The sequence below is a fragment of the Actinophytocola gossypii genome (genome assembly GCF_025165815.1).
Classification (GTDB): Bacteria; Actinomycetota; Actinomycetes; order Mycobacteriales; family Pseudonocardiaceae; genus Actinophytocola; species Actinophytocola gossypii.
Map to the genome: position 1 here is coordinate 345,248 of NZ_JAFFZE010000012.1, position 22,425 is coordinate 367,672.

Annotated in this window: 15 protein-coding genes; 2 read left to right on the top strand and 13 right to left on the bottom strand. The window is 72.0% G+C overall.

Annotation, left to right across the window (positions count from 1 at the left end; translation table 11 throughout):
• Positions 1 to 52: 52 nt before the first annotated feature.
• The 8 genes from JT362_RS15470 to JT362_RS15505 all read right to left on the bottom strand — a co-directional run bounded on the left by JT362_RS15470 (position 53) and on the right by JT362_RS15505 (position 13,773).
• Positions 53 to 3,742 carry a glycosyl hydrolase gene (locus tag JT362_RS15470; protein ID WP_260191900.1) on the bottom strand — a complete coding sequence of 1,230 codons (3,690 nt, stop codon included), beginning with the start codon at positions 3,740 to 3,742 and terminating at the stop codon, positions 53 to 55.
• A 61-nt stretch (positions 3,743 to 3,803) separates the two neighbouring features.
• On the bottom strand, positions 3,804 to 5,792 hold the full coding sequence (locus JT362_RS15475; RefSeq protein ID WP_260191901.1) for a sialidase family protein: 1,989 nt from the start codon (positions 5,790 to 5,792) through the stop codon (positions 3,804 to 3,806).
• Between the two features lie 13 nt (positions 5,793 to 5,805).
• Positions 5,806 to 7,311 (bottom strand): sulfatase-like hydrolase/transferase, encoded by a 1,506-nt coding sequence (locus JT362_RS15480; RefSeq protein ID WP_260191902.1) that lies wholly within the window; start codon positions 7,309 to 7,311, stop codon positions 5,806 to 5,808.
• Positions 7,311 to 8,240 (bottom strand): dihydrodipicolinate synthase family protein, encoded by a 930-nt coding sequence (locus JT362_RS15485; RefSeq protein WP_260191903.1) that lies wholly within the window; start codon positions 8,238 to 8,240, stop codon positions 7,311 to 7,313. The genes JT362_RS15480 and JT362_RS15485 overlap by 1 nt, the downstream gene beginning before the upstream one ends.
• Positions 8,241 to 8,252: 12 nt before the next feature.
• On the bottom strand, positions 8,253 to 9,803 hold the full coding sequence (locus JT362_RS15490) for an ABC transporter substrate-binding protein (protein ID WP_260191904.1): 1,551 nt from the start codon (positions 9,801 to 9,803) through the stop codon (positions 8,253 to 8,255).
• A 32-nt stretch (positions 9,804 to 9,835) separates the two neighbouring features.
• Complete coding sequence (locus tag JT362_RS15495; protein WP_260191905.1) at positions 9,836 to 10,783, bottom strand: ABC transporter permease; 948 nt, start codon at positions 10,781 to 10,783, stop codon at positions 9,836 to 9,838.
• The gene (locus JT362_RS15500) at positions 10,784 to 11,671 is read right to left on the bottom strand and encodes an ABC transporter permease (protein WP_260191906.1); all 888 of its coding nucleotides are present in this window, start codon (positions 11,669 to 11,671) and stop codon (positions 10,784 to 10,786) included.
• Positions 11,668 to 13,773: a dipeptide ABC transporter ATP-binding protein gene (locus JT362_RS15505; RefSeq protein WP_260191907.1), complete on the bottom strand. Its 2,106-nt coding sequence runs from the start codon at positions 13,771 to 13,773 to the stop codon at positions 11,668 to 11,670. The genes JT362_RS15500 and JT362_RS15505 overlap by 4 nt, the downstream gene beginning before the upstream one ends.
• Before the next feature lie 139 nt (positions 13,774 to 13,912).
• Here JT362_RS15505 and JT362_RS15510 point away from each other — a divergent pair, with 139 nt between their 5' ends.
• Together JT362_RS15510 and JT362_RS15515 are read left to right on the top strand one after the other, a co-directional pair.
• A complete protein-coding gene (locus tag JT362_RS15510; protein WP_260191908.1) occupies positions 13,913 to 14,632 on the top strand; it encodes a FadR/GntR family transcriptional regulator in 720 nt (239 codons plus the stop codon).
• A 17-nt stretch (positions 14,633 to 14,649) separates the two neighbouring features.
• A complete protein-coding gene (locus tag JT362_RS15515; RefSeq protein ID WP_260191909.1) occupies positions 14,650 to 16,764 on the top strand; it encodes a sialate O-acetylesterase in 2,115 nt (704 codons plus the stop codon).
• A gap of 193 nt (positions 16,765 to 16,957) precedes the next feature.
• Here the strand turns inward: JT362_RS15515 and arsB are convergent, their stop codons facing one another.
• The 5 genes from arsB to JT362_RS15540 all read right to left on the bottom strand — a co-directional run bounded on the left by arsB (position 16,958) and on the right by JT362_RS15540 (position 22,379).
• Positions 16,958 to 18,055 carry an ACR3 family arsenite efflux transporter gene (gene arsB / locus JT362_RS15520; RefSeq protein WP_311202712.1) on the bottom strand — a complete coding sequence of 366 codons (1,098 nt, stop codon included), beginning with the start codon at positions 18,053 to 18,055 and terminating at the stop codon, positions 16,958 to 16,960.
• Positions 18,052 to 18,372 carry an ArsR/SmtB family transcription factor gene (locus JT362_RS15525; RefSeq protein WP_311202713.1) on the bottom strand — a complete coding sequence of 107 codons (321 nt, stop codon included), beginning with the start codon at positions 18,370 to 18,372 and terminating at the stop codon, positions 18,052 to 18,054. The genes arsB and JT362_RS15525 overlap by 4 nt, the downstream gene beginning before the upstream one ends.
• A gap of 399 nt (positions 18,373 to 18,771) precedes the next feature.
• Positions 18,772 to 19,812 (bottom strand): flavin-containing monooxygenase, encoded by a 1,041-nt coding sequence (locus tag JT362_RS15530; RefSeq protein WP_260191910.1) that lies wholly within the window; start codon positions 19,810 to 19,812, stop codon positions 18,772 to 18,774.
• Positions 19,809 to 21,011: an MFS transporter gene (locus JT362_RS15535; RefSeq protein WP_260191911.1), complete on the bottom strand. Its 1,203-nt coding sequence runs from the start codon at positions 21,009 to 21,011 to the stop codon at positions 19,809 to 19,811. The genes JT362_RS15530 and JT362_RS15535 overlap by 4 nt, the downstream gene beginning before the upstream one ends.
• A gap of 9 nt (positions 21,012 to 21,020) precedes the next feature.
• A complete protein-coding gene (locus JT362_RS15540) occupies positions 21,021 to 22,379 on the bottom strand; it encodes an FAD-dependent oxidoreductase (protein ID WP_260192054.1) in 1,359 nt (452 codons plus the stop codon).
• Positions 22,380 to 22,425: the final 46 nt, after the last annotated feature.

Sequence of the window (22,425 nt, forward strand, 5' to 3'; positions counted from 1 at the left end):
CGCAACGACCTACGAGTAGTGGGCGACCGCGCGCGGATGGCCGGCGTTCTGGTCATCGTCGGCCTCCGGGCTCGGTGACCGGGTTCGCGTGGACGGCGAACTCGGCCAGCTGGATGTTGTGACCTGGCAGGCTGGGATACCAGCCCCGCGTGACGCGCAGCCGCACATAGCGCGCCCTGACCGGCGTGACCGCCGTGACGTGGCCGGCGCTCGGAGCGTCCACTTCGGACCCCACGGTCGTCCACCGCTTGCCGTCCCTGGAGGCCTGCACATCGTACGTCCTCGGTGCCCAGTTTCCCCGTCCGCTCGTGCTCACCGCGCGCACGACCGTGGGCTGCCCGAAGTCCACGCCGATGATCTCCGGCCGCTCGGTGGTGGGCGCCTCGCCGGGCGTCTGGCCGCTCGACACCCAGTACGACGACGCCTGCCCGTCGGTGAGGAACGACGGCGGATGCTGATACTGGTGGCTCGACGCCCAGACCCGTGGGTACGGGCTGCCGGTCGGGTTGAGCGCCAGGTCGCCCGAATGCCGCAGCGTCACGTGGGCCTGCCCGCGCGCGCCGTTGGACGCCGCCACGTCGATCTCAAGCGTGGACGTCCCCGTTCCGTTCCCGCCGCTCAGGCGCACGGCGGTCGTCACCGACGACCGGCCGGGAACGCGCAGGTTCCGCCGGTCCGGCACCGCCTGGATGCCGTGGCCGGACACCGCGTCGACCCACACCCGCACCGGTCGTGGCGAGTGGTTGGCGATCCGGACTCGTGACCGGTTGACGCCACCCTCGGCCAGCGGCAGTTCCCGCTCGAGCGGCTCGACGGTCAGGGTCGGTTGCCGGGCGGCGACCGGTGTCAGGCGCACGGGACCGAGCAGACCGTAGGCCATGCGATCCCGGTCGGCCGCGCCCGTGCCCGGTGCCACCCGAACCGCGTTGAGCAGGGTCGACGAGACGCGTACCTCCAGGGTGTTCTCGCCCGGCCGGAGGTAGTCGCCCACGTCGACGTGCCGGAGGTCCTGCGGATCGATCGCCGGGATCCTGGTCCCGTTCACGGTGACGGTCGCGGTGTCGACGACGGCGCCCAGGTCGAGGTGCGCGGTCCGCACATCTCGCCACGCGCCGTCGAGGGCGAACGTCGACCGATACGTCCCGATCCCGGACACGTCGCCGAGATCGACGTCGTACCCCTTCTCCGGGGTGATCGCCGACCACGGCGGCAGCGCGCCGCGGTCACCGGCGGTCAGTGGCGTCGCCGGAAGCCGGGTCCTGGCGGTGTCGCCCGGCAGCCCCGACTCGCCCCGGCTCCAGCTCTCCACCTGGAGCGTCCAGTCGTCGAGCGGCACCGGGCCGAGGCCGTGGTTGCGCCCGACGGTCGGGCCGTGTCCGGTCCTTGGCGCCGGGCGGAAGGTGTCGTCCCGGCGAATGGACAACGCGATGACCTTCATGTCCGCGGGTTCGAGCGCGACGTCGACGACCACGCCGCGCGCCGTACGCCGGTAGTCGGTGAGCGGGGTGATCTCGCCGGTCCACGTGTCCAGCTCGTACGGCCGGCCGTCACCGGTGAGGGTCAGCCGCTGCTCGGTAGCCCACGACCGCTGGTTGAACAGGTAGTAGTAGTCGGTGGCCTCGTCGCTGCGGCGGACGCTCAGCACGTCCGCGGAGTCGGTCGCGTGCGCGGCGGCGGGCGTGACGCCGAGCCGGGCGAGCAGGTCCGGGACGGCTGCGAGGTCGGCGACCCGGTGCACGGTGGGCCGCGTGACCAGCCGGGCGATCACCCGACGCAGTTCGGCGTCCCGCGCGGCCGGATCGTGGAAGCCGGGGGTCGCCGAGGGCAGGTCGCCGACGAAGACGACCGGCAGCCCGTCCCGGGTCAGGTCGAGCAACCGGCGTGCGGTGTCCACCGCCATCGTCGTCTGGTCCGCGAGGACGATCGCCTGGTACGCCCCGGCTTCCGGGAACAGCCGCCCGTCCGACACCCGGGCCGACGGCAGCCGGAGGTGCGCCGGACTGAGGTACTCATGGGTGTAGCCGCGCTCGGCCAGCGGCGAGTCGCTCTCCAGCAGGGCGTCCGGACCGGTGAGCCGCGTCGCGGGTGAACGCAGGCCCAAGTCCTGCAGGTACACGGCCACGTCGAAGGTCGGCGTGCCCTGCCGGAGCACCAGCTGCAGCCGGGCCAGGTGGTCGTTGATCGCCCGGTAGTCCGCCCAGTTCGGACCGCCCTTGGCGCCCCACCCCTCGGAGAACGAGTTGTTGCCGCCGTAGGACATGCCCGGCCACACCGTCTGGTCGGACGACCCCTCCCCCTTCGTCAGGTACGGGTAGCCGTGCCACACCACCTGCGTCACGCCACCCGCGTAGCCGCGGTACACCGAGCGCAGGTTGCCCGGCCGCTGCGCGCCGCCCGCGGTCGTGGCCCACACGCTCTCCCGTGCCGCGCAACACTCGCTGGACACCACCGGGGTGCCGTTCAGGTGCGCGCCGACCGACACCAGACGGTACGGCTCGATGCTGTCGTGGAACACCAGGGACTCGCCCTCGGGCACGTCGACGTGGGTGGCGGCCTCCGGTGTGTCGATGGGTCCGCCGTAGGGCTGGCCGCGCAGCGCCATACCGCGGTCGTTCGCCCACTGGCGCAACGGATCGAGCCGCGCGCCGAGGTACAGGTCGTTCCAGGTCTGCCGGTAGTCGGTCCGAATGCGCGGACCGCTGCCGTCGGTGAAGTCGAAGAACGGCGCGCCGGTGAAGCCGGAGCTTCCCCCGTCCGCGAGCGCGGGAAGCACGGAGACCGGCGAGTACCCCCGCCGACGCTCCCATTCCTCGGCGAAGTCCCACGTCCACTTCTGTGACTCGCCGAGTTCGAGTGAGTCCTCGAAGAGGTCGACCCGGCCGACGCCGTCGAGTGCCTCGCGCACCGACGGGGTGAGGATCGCCGAGTCGTAGAACTCGGTCGTCGCCCGGACCCCCTGTTCGCTGAGGTGGTCGAGGAAGTAGTTCGGCTTGGTGGTGGTGAAGTTGTTGCGGCGCTGACCGTCACCGGTCTGGAAGAAGCCGGTCAGCACGTAGGTGTCGCCCGCGCCGCCCGGCACGTCGACGCGGAGCGTGGCGTCGTCACCGACCTCGCCGGTGAGGTCGCGCACGCTGTCGCGGTGGAGCATCAGGGGTTCGCCGCGCTGGCTGGCGCACGCCGGGTCCGCGCAGCGGGCGAGCAGCGCGGCGACCAGCGTGCGCTTCGCGCCGTTCGGGTGTCGGGGGCGGTAGTTCGTCGGCAGGGCACCGTCGTAGGTCGTGCCGCCCCTGACGAACGCGTGTGAGAACACCAGCTGTTGGGACGCCCGTGGATCGTTGACGTCGGTCACCGTCGGCACGATGGCCGGCCACCGTGGACTGATGGTGAAGTCCAGGGCCAGGTCGAGCTCGTCCGCGCGCTCGGCCATCGTCTCGATTTTCCGCGCCCACGCCGGTGATCCCCAGCCGTACTCGGCGAGGAAGTCGGGGTCGAACGCCCGTGGGCCGGCGGCGGTGGTCGTCTGGACCTCCGCGCCACCGGCACCGATGGCCTTCATGTCGGCGAGCTCCGAGCGGAGCTGCTCGTCGTCGGTGAAGGCCATCGGCATCCACCAGCGGTACTTCGGCCGCACGGTCGGTGGTGGGTCGGCGAAGGTCGCGGCGGTGAACGCCGGGGCTGGCCCCGCGCTCACCGGCGTCGCGGCTGTCGGGCCGGCGGCGACCAGGCCACCACCGAGCAACATCACCAGAACGGCACCCACGGCCGGCGAAGGGCGGCGTCCGGAGAACATCGCGCGCCCCCGCTCAGGCGCTCGGTGGGAGGACGGCGTTCATCGGCAGGTGTGCCGTGAGGCCACGTTTGCCGCCCAGGTTGCCGAACCGCAACCACGTCAACTCGACGCCGGACAGGGCGCGGTCGTACACCCGGAACTCGTCCATGGCGCCGTGGAACCGGTTCGCCCCGTCCAGCCGCTGTCCGATGTAGACGGGCGTGGGATCGCTGGACCGGACGGCTCCCGCCGCACCGGACGCCGTGCCGACCGCGACGCCGTCGACGAGCAGCGAAACCCTGCCGCCCTGCCGGCGCAGCACGACGTGGTGCCACCCGCCGTCGGCGTACGCGTCGGCTGAGGTGACCGTCGTCGAGCCGGTCTCGGTGGTCACCGTGCCCCGGAGCCGGTCACGGCCGGGTTCGGCCCGCAGCCACACCTGGGGTGCGCCGTTCATGCCGTACGCCCAGAAGAGTGCCTGGTCCCGGCTGGTGTCGTCGTACCTGATCCAGGTGGACACGGTGAAGTCGCCGGTGCCCAGTACCGGGGTGGTCCGGTAGGGCAGCTGCACCCGGCCCTGCTGTCCGTCGAAGCTCAGCCCTCGGCCGAACCGGCCCCGGGTGGTGCTGACGCCGTCGAAGGCCAGTGCGGTCCGGCCGCGCAGGTCGTGGGTCCTGGACGGGGTGTTCAGGTCGCGGGCGCTCAGCCGGACGAACGCGATCTCCGAACGGTAGTCGGTGGTTCCGCGTTCGTAGAGCAGGCCGACGTTCCCGCCCGGCAGCTCCACCATGTCGGAGTAGCCGCCCCAGCAGGCGCATTCCTCGACGGAGACGTCGCGGTCGTTGGTGCCGTACACCTGGTTGCCCTCGTCGCTGGAGTCCAGCGGGGTGTCGACCGACTGCCAGCTGAGCCCTTCGTCGAAGGACGAGCGGATCGTCGGCCGGATCCTCGGCTCCACGTTCACCGAGGGCGCCATCGTGAGGATCCGGTTGTACGCGTCGCCCTCGTCGGTGGCGCGCAGCCGCAGCGCCGACGACTGGATGGGCGGCGCCTCGAATCCCGGCACCAGCGTGAAGTCGCGGTGGTAGGTCGCGCCGCCGTCCTTGCTGATCGCGATCGCCCGGTGCGGCCGGACGTTCGGGTCGGCCTCCTCCTCGGGGGTGCCGCGGGACCAGTTCTGTCTGGTCCAGACCATGACGTCGCCGTTGGCCAGCTCCACCAGGCTGTGCTCCTGCGGGACCAACCGGCGCTCCGCGGGATACTCCGCCCTGGCACCCCGGTGCCAGGTGACGCCGGCATCGTCGCTGTAGACGAGCATGGCCCCGTGGGCCGTGCCGTGTCCGTAGTTGATCCCCGCGATGATCCGGCCGGCGTGCGCGCCCCGGGTGAGCTGGATGGCGTGCACCGGCCCGGTCGCGTAGTGACCCCAGGCCGGATCGTCAAGGTGGGACAGGGTGGTCGGCTGGCTCCAGGTCGCCCCGTTGTCGTCGCTGTGCACCACGTACGGGGTGCGCGGCGCGTTCCGGTGGTTGCTCCCCGGCGTTTCCGGGTTCACCGGGTTGTGCGTGCCCAGCAGCACGATCCGGCCGTGCGGTGCGTCGGTACTCGGCGCGCCCGGCAGCTTCCGGTACACCACCGGGCCGGGGTTGCCGCGCGTCGCGGGCGCCTCCGGAGCACCGGGCTCGCCGCGTACCACAGTCTCCGGCGGCAGCCATTCGGTGGCGCCGGGCGGGAGCCGGCGGACGACCGTCTCGATGTTGGACTTGTCGGCGCAGGTGTGGAACCGGTGCTCGGCGAACGCCAGCAGCGTCCCGTCCACGGCCCGGGTGACCGACGGGATGCGGTAGCACCCGGACGGCACGTTCGGGCTGGAGAACAGGACGGTGGTCGTGTCGCGGAACGGGTCCACCGTGGCGGTGTCGGTGGCGGCCGCGTGCTGGACCGGCGCGAGTGCCGCCGCCGTCGCGGTCACCACGGCGGCGGCCAGGACGGCGCGATATCGGATGGAACGACGAGTGGGCATGGTGCGCTCCTTCTCAGTGGCCGGACGGGAGGACGGTGTTCATCGGCGGGTGCGCCGCCGGTGTGCAGGAGCCGTCGAGGTGCTCGGCCACCGCGTCGGCGAACTGTTCCCGCCGGTCGGCCCCGCCGCCGGTGACCGAGGGACGGCGCGGGGCGTCGGGGTCCAGGTAGGTCGGTGGTGTCGCGTCGTGCAGCGCCCACCGCGCGGCGGCCTCACGCATCCGCCGCAGGGTGTCGCCGTGCGCCGGGTCGTCGGCGACGTTCGTGAGCTCGTGCGGGTCGGCGCCCAGGTCGAACAGCGCCTCTCCCGCGACGTCCGACCACAGCAGCTTGTACGCGTCGGTGCGGGCCATCCCCGCGACGCCGCGCCTGCGGTCCTCGGCGAAGACGCAGTCGTGCCCGGCCGCCGGGTCGGTCAGGTCCTTTCCCGGCAGTGGTGCCGCCGGTGTCACGCCGCAGGTGGACAGGACCGTGGGTGCGAGGTCGATCAGCGAGACCAGCTGGTCCGAGGTCTCGCCCGCTCGCTGCCGCCCGGGGAACTTGACCAGCAGCGGCACCTTCACGAGCGGGTCGTACATCGGCCCGTCCTTGAGCAGCAGGTGGTGGAAGCCGAGGTACTCACCGTGGTCGGCGGTGAAGAAGATCAGGGTGTCGTCGTAGAGCCCGCGCTCCCGCAGCAGGTCGAGCATGCGGCCGACCTCGTGGTCCAGGTGCGTGATGGTCGCGTAGTAGTGCGCCATCACCCGCCGCAGCCGAGGCAGGTCCAGCGGCTCGAAGTCGAAGTACTCCCGCCGGTGCCGCTGGTCCGCGGCCGGAATCGTGTCCGTCCAGCCGGGCAGCGGGGTCAGCTCGGTCGGGTCGTAGCGGTCGTCCCAACCCGCGGGTGGGTCGAACGGGTGGTGTGGCTTGATGAACGACACGTGCAGCAGGTGGCTGCCGTCGTCGGACCAGTCCGCTAGCGCCCGGCGCGCCCGTTCGCCGATCCAGGTGCTGGAGTGCCACTGTTCCGGCAGGTTCGACCGGCCGGTGCCGTAGGAGTCCCAATAGGACTGGGGAGCCCGCACGCGCAGCTCGTGATCCTGGTCGAGCAGGTCGGTCACCGGCGCCAGCCCGGCCGCGGCCAGCTCGCGGTGGTAGTCGTCGTCGTACCGGCCGGGCCCGTGCTGCTCGGCCAGGGCCATCTCGTCGTAGCCGACGTCGAGGTAGGTGGGCGTGAAGTGCATCTTGCCGACCGCGGCCGTCCGGTACCCGGCCTCGCGCAGCGCCCTCGGGAAGGTCGGGATGCCGGGGGCGAGCGTGCAGTGGTTCGTCCAGCCGCCGTGCTGGCGGACGTGCAGACCGGACAGCAGCGAGTACCGGGACGGGGTGCACACCGGGAACGGGGCGTACGCGTCGCGGTAGTGCACGCCGTCGCCCGCGAGCCGGTCCAGGTGTGGGGTACGCACGTCGGGGTTCCCGGCGATGCCGAGACAGTCGGCCCGGAACTGGTCGGCCTGGATGACCAGTACGTTCGTCGCCATCAGCGGACCCGGCCGAGGAACCCGAGCTCGGTCACCTCGGCGCGCAACGCCGCCACCTGCTCCGGCCCGGGTGACACCAGCGGCGGACGGCACCGTCCACAGTCGACCCCGGACAGGGAGCCAAGCGCCTTGAAGCCGGCCAGCTCCCCGCCGTACCGCGCGGCCGTGTCGATGACCCGCTGCGCCAGCAGTTGCTCCTCCCGCGCGCTGTCCAGCTCACCGCGGACGGCGTTGTCGAGCAGCTGCCGGAACAGCGGGCCGGCGAAGTTGTACACGGAGCCGATCGCCGCCCGCGCACCCCACTGCCACGCGGCGAGCACCAGCTTGGCCACGCCGACGAAGACCTCGTGGTCCTCGCCAGCGAGGTGCAGACACCGTTGCAGGTCGACCATGTCGTTGTGGGCGAACTTGACCCCGGCGAACGTCGGGATCTTCTCCCTGGCGGCCAGCAGCACATCGCTGGCCCGCAGGTGGACGCCGGTCATCGACGGGATGTGGTAGTAGGTGAACGGGAGACCCGGTGCGGCGTCGGCGATGGCCGCGCAGGCGTCGACCAGCGCGTCAACGGTCTCCGGCCGGTGGAAGTAGGGCGCGACCGCGGAGATCGCCTTCGCCCCGGTCGACTTGGCGTGCGCGGCGAGCGCGCGCGCCTCGGTGAGGCTGGTGTGTCCCACATGGACGATGACGTCCAGCCGGCCCTCGGCGACCTCGCACCACCGCTCGACCAGTGCCTTGCGCTCCGCTGTGGACAGTGAGGCGCCCTCGCCGGCGGTGCCCCCGACGTACGCCGCCACCGAACCCCACGCGACCAGGTCGTCCGCCTGCTTCGCGACGGTGTCCAGGTCGAGCTCACCGGTCTCGGCGAACGGGGTGAACACGGCGGTGAGCAGTGCCATGTTCGGTCCACCGGAGTAACGCAAGCCAGTCATGCGGTTCCCTCTCTAGCCCTTGGTCTCGGTGAGGTCGACGAAGTCGCGTGGGTCGGTCACCAGGCCGGTGACGCGCTCGACGAGCGCGAACAGCGAGGGCGTCGTGCTGATGCCGATCGCCCACGCCTCGTCGACGAGAACGTCGTTCAGCGCGGCGTAGGCGGTCTTTCGCGCCTCGGGCGTGACGGCGGAAGCGGCGGCGGCGACGGCGTCGACGTACGCGGGCGGCACCTTGTCGCGGAACGTGGTGTTCTCCTCAGTGGTCAGCATCTGCCGGCCACGGGCGATCAGCGACGGGCTCTGCAGGTTGTTCGGTTGCGCCGCGGCGCAGCACTCCAGCTTGCTGGCGAACAGCGCGTCGAGGTACGACGCCTCCTCCTGCGGGGCGATCTCCAGTTCGAACCCGATCTTCTTCAGGTCGGCCTGGATGATCTCCAGCGTCGAGACGTCCGGGGTCCCCGAGACCACGCCCGCGACCGCCTTGCGGGCGCCGCCCGACTGCTCCAGCAGCGCCCCGGCCGCGTCCAGGTCGAACCCGTGCGAGTCGAGGTAGGCCGGGTCGAACGCGGGCGAGGACGGCATGAACGCCGTGTACACCGGGTCGCCGATGCCGAAGTTGACCTGCTTGAGGATGCGGTCCCGGTCGATCGCCCGCGCCACCGCCTGCCGCAGGAGCTTGTTGTCGAAGGGCGGGATGGTGGCGTTCATGAAGAAGATCGACATCCGGCCGCTGCCCTCGACCAGGGTGAACCGGTCCCGCAGCCGGTCCGCGTGCCGGAACCCGATGTACGCGGCGCCGTCGACCGAACCCGACTCGAACGCGGCGACCAGCGCGTCCTCGTCGGTGTAGAACCGGTACTCCACCTCGTCGAGGAACGGCTTGTCCGCCTCGTAGTAGTCGGGGTTCTTCCGCATCACCAGACGCTGGTCACGCCGGTACTCCTCGAGCCGGAACGGTCCGGAGCCGGCGGGCTCGCGTTCCAGCTTCGCCGGGATGTTGCTGGCCGCCGGGATCAGTGGGAAGGCGAACATCCAGTCGAGCACGAGCGGCTCGGGGGTTGGCCGCTTGAAGTCCAGCCGCACGGTGCGCGTGTCGACGGCGGTGGCCGAGGCGACGAACGCGGTCGGCTGGGCGAGGGTGAACGCGGCGTCCGGGTCCTGCGCGCGCTTCACCCCGGCGACGACGTCGGCGGCGGTCACCGGTGCCCCGGAGTGGAACGTCGCCTCCCGCAGGGTGATGGTGATCGACCCCCGGTCGGGGGCGAACTCCCACTTCTCGGCGCCGGCGGGAGTGGGCTCGTAGGTGCCGTCGGACGGGTAGTCGACGAGGTAGGTGTAGAAGGCGTGGATGTGGATGTCGGTGTTGGTGAGGTACGGGTCGAACTGCATGATCTTCGTCGTGCCGAGCGTGATCTTGCCGGCCGTGGCGCCCCCGCCCGTGCCGCTGCCGGAACCGCAGGCGGCGAGCAGCGGGGCAGCGGTGAGCGCGCCGGCCGCGAGCAACCCGGTCCGCAGGAACGTTCGACGGGCGAGAATGCGGGACTGGATCGGTGACATGGTCATGGTGATGCCCTCTGGGGGTTGGACGGGTGGGGTCAGGTGAGCCGGATGCGGGGGTCGAGGACGGCGTAGAACACGTCCACCAGCAGGTTCAGCAGTAGGAAGGTGGCGACGACGAACAGCACGCCGCCCTGTACGAGGGCGTAGTCGCGTTCGCCGATCGCGGTGTAGAGCAGGCGACCGAGTCCGGGGTAGTTGAAGACGGCCTCGATGACGACGGTGCCGCCGAGGAAGGTGCCGAGTTGGAGGCCGACGATGGTGACCGTCGGCAGCGACGCGTTCCGCAGCGCGTGGCGGCGGATCACGTCCCGTTCCGGCACGCCCTTGGCGCGGGCGGTGCGGATGTAGTCCTTGCCCATGACCTCGCCGAGTGACGTGGCGAGGAACCGGGCGGTGACGCTGGAGGTGTGCACGGCGATGGCGACCGCGGGCAGGATCGTGGCGGTCAGCGCGCCACCTGGGTCCTCCCAGAGCGGCACGTAGTCGCTGGAGGCGGGCAGCCACCGCAGCTGCACGGCGAGCACTATGATCAGCAGCAGCCCCAGCCAGAACGTCGGCACCGCCAGGCCGGCGGTGAGGTAGCCCTGCAGCACCCGGCCGGCCACCGAGTACGGCCGCAGCGCCACCGTGATGCCGACCGGCACCGCGATGACCAGGGTCAGGAACATCGCGACCCCGGCCAGCTGCACCGTCGCCGGGATCCGGTCGAGCAGCTCACTGACGACCGGCCGCCCCGAGTAGTACGAGGCGCCGAGGTCGCCGGTGACCGCGTGGCCGACCCACGACAGGTACTGCCCGGCGAAGGACTCGTCCAGGCCGAGCCGGGCGCGGGTCGCGGCCAGCTCGGCCGCTGTCGCGTTCGGGCCGAGTAGCACCGTCGCGGGATCGCCGGGCAGTGCGAACGTGAAGCCCCACACCGCGACCGAGCCGAGCAGCAGCACGACCGCGAACTGCAGCAGGCGGCGAACCAGGTGTCCGTACATCTAGACCGCACCTCCGATGCTGACGCGTGTCGCCGGGTGCTGGCCGCCGCCGCTCACCGCGAGCTGCAGACCGCGCCCGATCCGGTCGAGGCAGAACACGGTGAGGACCAGGCAGAGTCCGGGGAACAGCCCGTAGCTAGGGCTCTGGTAGAGGTACGAACGGGCGTCCTGCAGCATCCCGCCCCAGGACGGCGCCGGCGGCGGGGTGCCGAGGCCGAGGAAGGTCAGGCCGGCCTCGACCACGACCGCCATCGACGCGGTGATGACGAACTGGATGACGATCGGACCCAGCACGTTCGGCAGCACGGTCCGCACCATCGTGTCCGCCGTGCTCGCGCCCATCCCCCTGGCGGCCAGCACGAAGTCGCGGTCCCGGATGCCGAGCGTGGCGACCCGGGTGAGCCGGGCGAACTCCGGCACCGCGCCGATCCCGATCGCGAGGACCAGGTTGAGCCGGCCGGGGCCGAGCACCACGATCATGACCAGCGCGAGGAGGATCCCCGGCACCGCGAGCAGCAGGTCGACCAGTCGCATCGCGATCGCGTCGACCCACCGCCCCAGGTAGCCGGCGAGCAGCCCCAGTGGAACCCCGATGCCCGCACCGACCATGGCGGCGCCGCCGGCTGCGATGAGCGAGGCGCGCGCGCCGTGGATCAGCCGGGACAGGATGTCGCGGCCGAGCTGGTCGGTGCCGAGCAGGTTCGCCCCGGACGGGCCGAGCAGCGGTTCGCCGTCCTGCGCGGTCGGGTCGAACGGGGCGATCAGCGGCGCGAACACCGCGAGGACGACCAGCACCAGCAACCCCACGGCGCCGACGACGGCCGACCGGGACCGGGTGAACCGGCGCAGCGGCGCGAGCCGCCGCCGGGGTGAGGTGGCCGTGGTCATGAGCGTGCCTCCAGTACCTGGCCGGCGGTCCGCTCGGCGAAGTGACACGCGGTGTGGCCGCCCGCGACGAGCCGCAACGGTGGTTCCTCCTCGGCACACAGGTCGGTCGCGATCGGGCACCGGGTCCGGAAGCGGCAACCGGATGGCGGGTTCACCGGGCTGGGAACGTCACCGCCGAGCGGCACCCGCTGCCGGCCGGCGCGACCGACGGGATCCGGCACCGGAACCGAGGCAAGCAACGCCCGCGTGTACGGATGACGCGGGTCCTCGTACACCCGCCGCACCGAACCCGACTCGACGATCCGGCCCAGGTACATCACGGCGACCTCGTCCGCGACCTGCCGGATCACCGCCAGGTCGTGGCTGACGAACAGGTACGCCATCGCGGTCTCCCGCTGCAGGTCGGCGAGCAGGTTCAACACCTGTGCCTGCACCGACACGTCCAACGCGGACACCGGTTCGTCGAGAATCAGCAGCCCAGGCCGCGAGGCCAGCGCCCGCGCGATCGCGACCCGCTGGCGCTGGCCGCCGGAGAACTCGGCCGGCAGGCGGTCCGCGTGCTCGGTCCGCAACCCCACCCTGGTGAACAGCTCGGCGACCTGGCTCCGGCGCTGCCCCTGGGGAACGCCCTGCAGCCGCAACGGTTCCGCGACGTTGTCCCCGACGGACAGCCGGGGGTTCAGCGAGGCGTACGGGTCCTGGAACACCATCTGCGCGCGCCGCCGGATCCGCCGCAGCTGGGACCGGCCCGCCCTGCCGACATCGTCGCCGTCGACCAGGATCTTGCCGGCGGTCGGCTCGACGAGGCGCAGCACGAGCCGCGCGAGCGTGGTCTTGCCGCACCCGGACTCGCCGACGAGGCCCAGGGTCCGCCCGGCCGGGACCCGCAGCGACACCCCGTCCACGGCGTGCACCCACGCGGACGCGCGGGCGAAGACCCCGGAACGCACCGGAAAGCGCGCCACGGCGTCCCGGACGTCGAGCACGGCGTCGGCCGGTTCGTCCCGCGGTTCGACGGCCGGTTCGCTGTCCGGTTCGCTGTCGTCGTCCGGCTTGGCGGCCAGCAGGCTCGCGGCCTCGTCAGGGAAGTGGCAGGCGCTCGCGCCACCGCCGGTGGCAACTGGTTCCGGCCGTACCTCGGTGCACACGGTGCGGCCGCGGGAGATCGGGCACCGCGGCGCGAAGGCGCACCCCGGTGGCGGTTCGCTCGGGTCGGGCGGCTGTCCCGGGATCGGGAGCAGGCGGTGGGACGCCGAGTCGAGCCGGGGCAGCGCGCCGAGCAGTGCCGCGGTGTAGGGGTGTCGTGGCCGGGTGAAGATCTGGGTGACGTCGCCCGACTCCACGATCCGGCCGCCGTAGGTCACGCCGACCCGGTCGGCGGTCTCCGCGACCACCCCGAGGTCGTGGGTGATCAGCACGACGCCCGCGCCGGTCTCCTGCCGCGCCACCCGCAGCAGGTCGAGGATCTGCGCCTGCACGCTGACGTCCAGCGCGGTCGTCGGCTCGTCCGCGATCAGCACCTTCGGGCGGTTGGCGATCGCCATCGCGATCATCACGCGCTGGCACATGCCACCGGAGAACTGGTGGGGGTACTGGTCGTAGCGCGTCGCCGGATGGGGAACGCCGACCATGCCGAGCAGTTCCACGACCCGGGCCCGCGCCGCGGCGGCCGACAGCGCGCGGTCGTGCACCCGCAGCGCCTCGGCGATCTGCTGGCCGACCCGCTGTACCGGGTTCAGCGCGGAGATCGCGTCCTGGAAGATCACGGCCACGTCCCGGCCGAGCCGCCGACGCAGCTCCGGTTGGGGCAGGGCGAGCAGGTCGACGTCGCCGAGCACGGCTTGCCCGGTCACCCGGCGCAGGTTCGGGGAGCTGAGCAGACCCAGCGCGGCGAGCACGGACACGCTCTTGCCGGACCCGGTCTCCCCCACCACGCCGAGCGTCTCGCCCCCGACTACGTCGTAGGTCATCCCGTCGACCGCGCGCACCACGCCCAAGGGCGTGCCGAACTCGACGACCAGGTCACGCAGGCTCAGCACCGGGACGACGGGTGTGGCGCCGCTGTGGGCGGTCCGGGTCACGTCGTTGACGACTCCAGACAACCGACGACCTCCTTGGCGTCAACCTGCAAGTGCTGCAAGATGTCCTACAGGTTTCGCACCGTAAGGGTCCTGTGAAGCGGGTGTCAAGATTCGTAAGATATCCTACAAGCCAGCACCGAACAGGAGGTTGATCGAAAAGGTGGCGACTCAGCAGGGCGACCAGGAGTTCCGGCGGCTGGCCGACCGGGCTCCCCTACACCAGCTCGTGCAGCACGAGATCAGGAACCACATCCTCAAGGAAGGGCTGCGCCCCGGCGATCCGCTCAGGCCGGAGTCCGAACTGGCCAGAGTGTTCGGCGTCAGTCGCAACTCGATCCGCGAGGCGGTCAAGGCACTGGAGTCCACCGGCGTCCTCGAGACGCGGCGCGGCAGCGGCGTCTACGTCCGCGACTTCTCGTTCGACCCGCTGCTCGACCACCTCCCGTACGGCCTCATGCAGGACAAGCGGGCACTGCGCGAGCTGGCCGCGTTACGCAAGACCCTCGAGACCGCGCTCATCACCGACGCGATCCGGGCGATGACCCCGGAGAGCGTCACCGCTCTGCGGGAGACCCTGGCGGCGATGCGCGACCTCGCGGAGCGGGGCGAGAGCTTCGCCGAGCAGGACCGGATGTTCCACCAGCTGCTGTTCCGCGACCTCGGCAACACGATGCTGCTGCGGCTGTTCGACCTGTTCTGGCTGGCGTTCCACGCGGCGGCTCCGCCGGCGCGCGGCGGCCGCACGCCGATGGACGCCTATCACGGCCACGCCACCATCCTCGACGCGATCCTCACCGGTGACCCGGACCAGGCGCGCGCCGCGATCCAGGACCACTACGTCGGCATCGAGTCCAAGCTCGCCGAGGACCCGCCGAACTGACCTGTGAGGGAGAGCCCATGACGCCCACCCGCCTCGTCGGCGGTTGCGCCGCGCTGGTGTTCGCCGCGGCGACCGTTTCCGCCGCCCCCGGTGCCGCCGGTGCGGAACCGGTCCCGTCGACGTCCTGCGCCGCCGAGGCCGAGGGTTACCGCCTGGTGCGGGTACTCGATCTGCCCACCGCCGCGAACTGGCTGGACGAGACGCCGCCGTACACGTTCGAGGACACCACCGGCCTCGACGACGGCGCCGACCGGTTCGGCTACTGCCTGGAGCTCACCACGGACGAAGGCACGAGCTGGGTGTGGACGTCGATGGAGGCGCTGGGCGCCGACGTCGACGACCTGGGCCTGCCGACCAGGATGGAGCGGTCGCGGCACCGGTTCGTGGACGACCTGACGGTGGCCTCCAACGTGCCGGGCGTGACGGAGACCGACGGCGGCTCCGGGTGGGTCGAGATGTGGCCGAACAAGTCCAACGCAACGGGTTCCGGGCAGATCCCGGGTGCGTCCGAGACCGTCCACGACGCCGACGACGCGGTCCTGTGGGCGAACGGGTACGGCTCGTTCCAGGTGCACGCGTTCGCCGACGCCCGGGACGCCCGTGGCCCCCGGGCGGCGGCAGCGCCGTCCGCGACCCCGGTCCTGGCCGTCAACGGGTTCACCACCCCGGCCCCGCAGACGATGGACGTCGGTATCGGCGCGAGTCAGGGCGGAAGCCCCGACTGGACCGCCGCGAAGAACGCGGGCGACTACACCGGCCGGCGGCTCGCCTTCTACGCCCGGCCGTCGCTGGTCCGGGTGGACACCGCCCCGCGGTCGCGGCAGGTGGTCCCCCGGCCCGGCCGCACCGCCAGCACCGTGCGGGTGCCGGTCACCGGGGCCGCGACCGATCCGGCCGTCACCGCGGTCGAGCTGCGTACCACCCGCGACGGCAGGCAGACGGTCCGGCGGGCGGCCGTGTCACCGGCGCGACCACGGTTCGCCTTCACCGTCACGCTGCCGGTCGCACTGACCTCGACCGACCTGGAGCTCGTCGCGCGCACCGCCGACGGCGGGCGCCACCGGATCGGCCGGGCGGTCGACGTCGTCGCGGGTGATGTCATCGTGGTGCAGGGCCAGTCGAACGCGCAGGCCGGCAAGCAGCCGAACGCGACGTCGTCGGAGGCCGATCGGTCCCGGTGGGTGCGTACGTTCGGCACGTCCAACAACAACCGCCCCGAACTGGCCGCCGCCATCGACGGCTGGACCTACGCCACGGGCGACAACGTCCAGCGCGTCGCGGCGGTCGGCCAGTGGGCGGTCCGGATGGGGCAGCTGATGTCCGCCAGGCTCCGCGTCCCGATCGCCATCGTCAACGGTGCCCGCGGCGGCCAGCCGATCAGCTACTTCGCCCGTGACGACGACGACCCCACCGACGGCACGACCAGCTACGGGATGCTGCTGAACCGCCTCACCCGTGCGGGCCTGGCCGGTCCGGGCGCCATCGACGTCATGCTGTGGTACCAGGGCGAGGCCGACCGCGACCGGACAGCGGTGCACGTCGCCGGGTTCACCGAGCTGGTGGCGGACTGGCGTAAGGACTACGGAGCCACCTTGCCGGTCTACGTCCACCAGGTCCGCAGCTCCCCCTGCCTGGAGTCGGACCCGGTGACCCTGCGAGACGCCCAACGACGGCTGCCGGACACCATCGACAACCTGCGCCTCCAGTCGACAACCGGCCTCAACGGCCACGACGGCTGCCACTTCGACTACGTCGACGGCTACCGGACCCTCGGCGAACAGAACGCCGCCCTGCTCCTGGACGACCTGTATCGCCCCGGCGCTGCGAAGCTGGCGCCGCCCAACCCCCGCACGGTTCACCGGACCGACGACAACCCGAACCAGCTGGTGGTGAAACTCCACTCCCCCAGGACTCCACTGACCGTGGAAACCGGCGCGGCGGCGGACTTCCGCGTGCCGGGCACCGTCGTCGAGTCGGTCCGCTGGCAACGCGGTCGCGGCCTGGTACTGACCCTCGACCGCCCGGTCCCCGCCGACGCCACCGTGGCGTATGTGGCCCACCGTCACTCCGGCCCCCGCGTCATCGACCGTCTCGGCCTTGGCTTGCTCGCCTTCCAGATCCCCGTCGAATAGCTGTCCCGCCGAACTCCACCGCCGCGAGAAACACATCCCAGGATCAGTGAACGGGCGCCCGTCCTCGTCGGTCGACAATCGCTCAGGCAGTTACGGACCTGGCGATCGCCTTCGCGATCACCGGCCCGTCCTCTGTCCCGGCCGCCGAGTGGACGGTTCACGGTCGACCACCGAGCCCGTTCGTGCACCCGGCTCAGTCGCGGTGAGCCTCCTGGTTGGTCCAGCGTCGGCGGAGCCGCAGGCTGACGTAGACCAGCGCGACCAGGACGGGGACTTCGATGAGGGGGCCGACGACGCCGGCGAGGGCTTGGCCGGAGGTGACGCCGAAGACGCCGATGGCGACGGCGATGGCGAGTTCGAAGTTGTTGCCGGCGGCGGTGAACGCGAGGGTGGTGGTGCGCGGGTAGCTCAGCCCGGCCGCGCGGCCGAGGGCGTAGGAACCCGCCCACATGACCGCGAAGTACACGAGCAGCGGCAGCGCGATCCGGGCGACGTCCAGCGGCTGGGAGGTGATCGTCTCGCCCTGCAGGGCGAACAGCACGATGATGGTGAACAGCAGCCCGTACAGGGCGATCGGACCGACGCGCGGCAGGAACCGCTCCTCGTACCAGGTGCGGCCGCGAGCGCGCTCACCCAGGCGACGAGAGAGGTAACCGGCGGCGAGCGGGATGCCGAGGAAGATCACCACGTTGAGTGCGATCTCCCATGGGGAGAACGGCACCGACTCCGACTCCAGGCCGAGCCAGCCGGGCAGTAGGTCGAGGTAGAACCAGCCGAGCACGCCGAACATGACCACCTGGAACACCGAGTTCAGCGCCACCAGCACGGCGGCGGCCTCGCGGTCGCCGCGGGCGAGGTCGTTCCAGATGATCACCATGGCGATGCAGCGGGCGAGGCCGACGATGATCAGCCCGGTGCGGTACTCGGGCAGGTCGGGGAGCATGAGCCAGGCGAGCGCGAACATCAGCGCCGGGCCGACGACCCAGTTCAGGACCAGGGACAGGGCCATGGTGCGGCGGTCGCGGGTGACGGTGTCGAGCCGGTCGTAGCGGACCTTTGCCAGCACGGGGTACATCATCAGCAGCAGGCCGAGCGCGATCGGCAGTGAGACCTGGCCGATCTTCACCGCGTCGAGCACGTCCTGCAGGCCGGGCACGACGGTGCCGACCAGCAGCCCGGCGGCCATCGCGGCGATGATCCAGACGGGCAGGAAGCGGTCCAGGAAGGACAGCCGGTGCAGGACGTCGACGTCGCCGGTCTCCTGGGCGGCGGTCTGGTCGGTCTGGCTCACGGGCACGGCCTCCGCGAGCCGGTGTTCTCCTCGGCGGTGTCGGCGAGGGCGGTCAGGGTGGCGGCGAGTTCGCGCAGCACGTCGGGCCGTAGCCGGTAGTAGGTGTAGCGACCGTGCGGTTCGGTGGTGACCAGGCGGGCGGCGCGCAGGTGCCGCAAGTGGTTGGACACGTTGGTCTGGGTCGCGCCGGTCTCCTCGACGAGGTGGCAGGTGCACAGGGCCTCGCGGGCGAGTAGTCGCACGATCCGCTCGCGCAGGGGGTCGGCCAGCACCCGGAACAGGTCGGCCTCGGACATATCAGCGCGTACTGAGATCACACCAGCATGATATGACAGTCGGTTCGTTCGACTTCCTGGCGTTCGTCACGCGGGACGTCACCGGCCGTCCAGCTGGACCGAGCATCATCGAAGCACGCCAGTTCCGAGTCGAACCGGACGGTCGCGGATGGCCGCCGCCCTGCTGCGGCACGACGCGCTCGGCCGGATCGCCGTCCGCTCCGCCGGCTCCGAACCACCGAGAAGGTCAACCCCGCCGCGGCCGAGTCGACGCCGTAAGCCCCATCCGCGACGACACCGACCGCCGCGTCCGCGAGCTGGTCGCCGAGATCCTCGACCCGGCACCGTCGGGGGTCTTCCAGCGAATAGCCCAGTACATTTCGATTCATCGACCGCCGAGGTGAACCTCGCACCACCTGCGGCTGATTTGCCGGTTCCCGGTCAGCGGGTGGCGCGGAGGAGCTTGCGCACCACGTAGCGGGCGTCGCGGCCGACGCCACGGAGGGTGGCCGAGGCGAAGCTGCGCTGCCATTCCATGCCGACGAACCCGAGTCCCGGGTGGACGGTGGACAGGCCCCGCGAGTGCGCAACGGCATCGGGGTCCAGGTAGGGCAGGGCGGGACGGTATCCGGTGGCGAGGATGATCGTGTCGACGTGCTCGCGGCTGCCGTCCGGCCAGGTGACCGCACCGCCGTCGATGGCGGTGAACACGCGGCGTTCGTCGGGGCGACCGGCGGTGATGGCGCGGCGGTGGCTACCGTCGTCGTTGACCGGCATGTGTGGCGGGTTCTTGATCAGGTGCCCGATCGGCAGGTGGTCGAACCCGCTGGCCACCGACCAGAAGTGCACGTCCCGGCCCCAGGGCCGTCGGGGCGCGAACCTCACGGGACGGCGGGTGGCGAGGGTGACGGTGGCGTGCTCGGCGAGCTCGACGCCGACCTGCACGGCCGTGTTGGCGGCGCCGACCACGACCACCCGCTGGCCGGTGAACGGGCTGGGTTCGCGGTAGTCGGCGGAGTGCAACACCGTGCCGGTGAACGACCCCAGGCCGGGAAGCGCGGGCCGGTACGGCCGGCTGAACGCGCCGGAGGCGGCGATCACGATCGGCGTGGTGAGTACCGAGCCGTCCTCGACGCGGACCGTGAACCCGCGCTCGGCCGGGCGGACGGCGGTCACGCGCTGCCCGGTGCGAATGTCGACGTTGAGTTCGTCGGCGAGGTGTTTGGCGTAGCGGCGCAGGTAGTCGACCACCTCGTCGCGGTGCGGGTAATGGTCCGGATCGCCGGGGAACGCCATGCCGGTCAGCGCGCTGTACCGGGCCGGGGAGAACAGGGTCAGACTGTCGTAGTACGACGGCCAGGAACCGACCGGTTCCGGACCGGCCTCGAGCACCACGGGCGTCCGGCCGGCCTGGCGCAGGGCGTACGCGGCCGCGAGGCCGGCCTGCCCGCCACCGACCACTGTCGCGTCGATCTCGGTCATGACATGTCCTTACTCGGGATGGTCGAAAGGGAGAACGTGGCCCCGGCCGCCGCGATGGCGCCGAGGACGAGGAAGGCGGTGCTGTAGCTGCCGAGCAGGTCGGCGAGAACCGCGCCGGCGAACGGCGCGAGCGCCATGGTGATCGTCATCGGGGCGGACAGCAGCCCGGTGAGGTGGCCGTAGTGCCGGCGGCCCCACCGGTCGGTGACCGCGGTGGCCTGCAGCAGGGTGAACACCCCGCGCGCCATGCCGGCCACGACCGCGCCCGTGACCAGCGCCGGACCGGTGGTCAGCAGGCCGAGCGCCGCGGTGGTCGCGGCGATCGCGAGCAGGATGCCCGTGGTGCGCGCGAGCACGCTGGTGCGGCGCACGAGCGTGGCGTAGCCGAGCCGGCCGACGACCTGTCCGGCGCCACCGAGCCCGAGCGCGACCGCGGCCACCCCGGTCGACACACCGCGTTCGGCCAGCAGCGGCACCAGGTTGATCACCGCGGCGAACGTGGCGAGCGCGGTCAGGCTCAACGCCACGGCCAGCAGCACGAACGGCCCGCTGCGCGCGACGCGTCGAGGCCCGGTGTGGGCGCGCCCCGGCTCGGGTTCCGGCCGGGGTGGCCACGGCAGCCGCAGCCCGAACCAGTGCGCCGGCACCGTGACCACCGCGAGGACCGCGGCCAACACGAGGTAGGTCCCGCGCCAGTCCAGCCGCGTGGCGAGCGCGGCGGTCAGCGGGGCGAACACCGTGCTGGCCAGCCCGCCCGCGAGCGTGAGCACGGTCAGCGCGCGCACCGGATCGGGTCCGTACCAGCGGGTCAGCGCGGCGAACGCGGGCGGGTAGAGCACCGCGCCCATCGCCGCACCGACCAGCAGCCAGGCCGCGACGAACCACACCAGGCTCGACGCCGTCGCGACCGCGACCACCGCGGGGACGGCGAGCACCGAGCCCGCGGTCATCACCTCGCGCGGCCCGTACCGGTCCAGCCACCGGCCGACCGGAATTCCGATCAGCGCGGCGACCAGCTGGCTGGCCGACAGCGCCGCGGTGATCGCCGCGGTCGACCAGCCCGTGGCAGCCGTGATGTCGCCGGCCAGCACCGGGAACGCGTAGTACAACACGCCCCAGCTGGTGATCTGCGTCGCGCACAATGTCGACAGCGCCAGCCGCCGCCCCGAATCGGTGAGCAGGTCCGCCTCGGTCGCCACCGGTATCGATCAGCGGGTCGCCGACAGGGGCGGGGACGGCTGCTCGGCCGGTGCCCCGCATGATCCGCCCGCCGAGCTGTCGTCGGGTGCGGCGCACGAGCCACCCTCCCGCGCTGGTTCGTCGACCAGCCCGCCGCCGCCGCACACACCCGTCTCCGGCAACACCAACTCGACGAGCTCCGCCGCGGCGTGGTCGCCGGCGAGCGCGGCCGCGATCGAGCGGGTCTGCTCGTACCCGGTCAGCGCGAGGAACGTCGGTGCGCGGCCGTAGCTCTTCATCCCGACCAGGAACACGTTCGGCTCCGGGTGCGAGAGTTCCGTGACGCCGTGCGGGTACACGGTGCCGCACGAGTGGACGTTCGGGTCGATCAGCGGCGCCAGCGCGACCGGCGCCTGCAGCGTCGCGTCCAGCTCCAGGCGCACCTCCGACAGCCACGACAGGTCCGGCCGGAACCCGGTGAGCACCACCACCTCGTCCACACCGGACACCTCGTGCCCGTCGGACGAGACGAGGGTCAGTCGCCCGTCGGTGGCGTGCTCGACCGCCTCGGTGCGGAATCCCGGCACGACCTCGATCCGCCCGGACTCGACCGCCGCCTTCGCCCGCGACCCCAACGCCCCGCGCGCCGGCAACTGGTCGGCGTCACCACCGCCGAACGCCGCGCCCACCTCGCCCCGCCGCAGCAGCCAGGTGATCCTGGTCGACGGCTCCTCCTCGGCCACCCCGGCCAGCGCGACCAGCGCGGTCAACGCCGAGTGGCCGCTGCCCGCGACCACCACATGCCGCCCCGCGTACCGAGCGCGCACGACGCCGTCGTCCAGGTTCGGCACCCGATACACGATCCGATCCGCCGCCGTGGCCTCGCCGACCGCGGGGAACCCGTCACCACCCAGCGGGTTGGGCGACCCCCACGTGCCGGACGCGTCGACCACGGCGCGCGCGGTGATCCGCTCCTCACCGCTCGCGGCGCGCACATGCACGGTCAGCGGCTGGCTGTCCCGACCCGCGTCGACCACCCGATCCCGGCCACGGCGAGCCACGCCCACCACTTGGGCACCGAACCGCACCCGGTCCCCCAGCGCCTCGGCCAACGGCCGCAGGTACCGGGTCGCCCAGTCCGCGCCCGTCGGGTACTCGTCGTGGGCGGGATGCGTCCAGCCACGGGCCTCGAGCAGGCGGCGGGCGGCCGGGTCGACCAACTCCGCCCACCGCGAGAACAGGCGGACGTGGTGCCACTGCGCCACCGCCGCACCAGCCTGCTCGCCGCGCTCCAGCACCAGCGGCTCCAGACCACGCTCCACCAGCTCGGCCGCCGCCGCCAGCCCCACCGGCCCGGCACCGACCACCACCACGGGCAACTCCACCATCACACGCCCCATTCATCGATCCAGCTCGATTGATCAGAGTGGACTG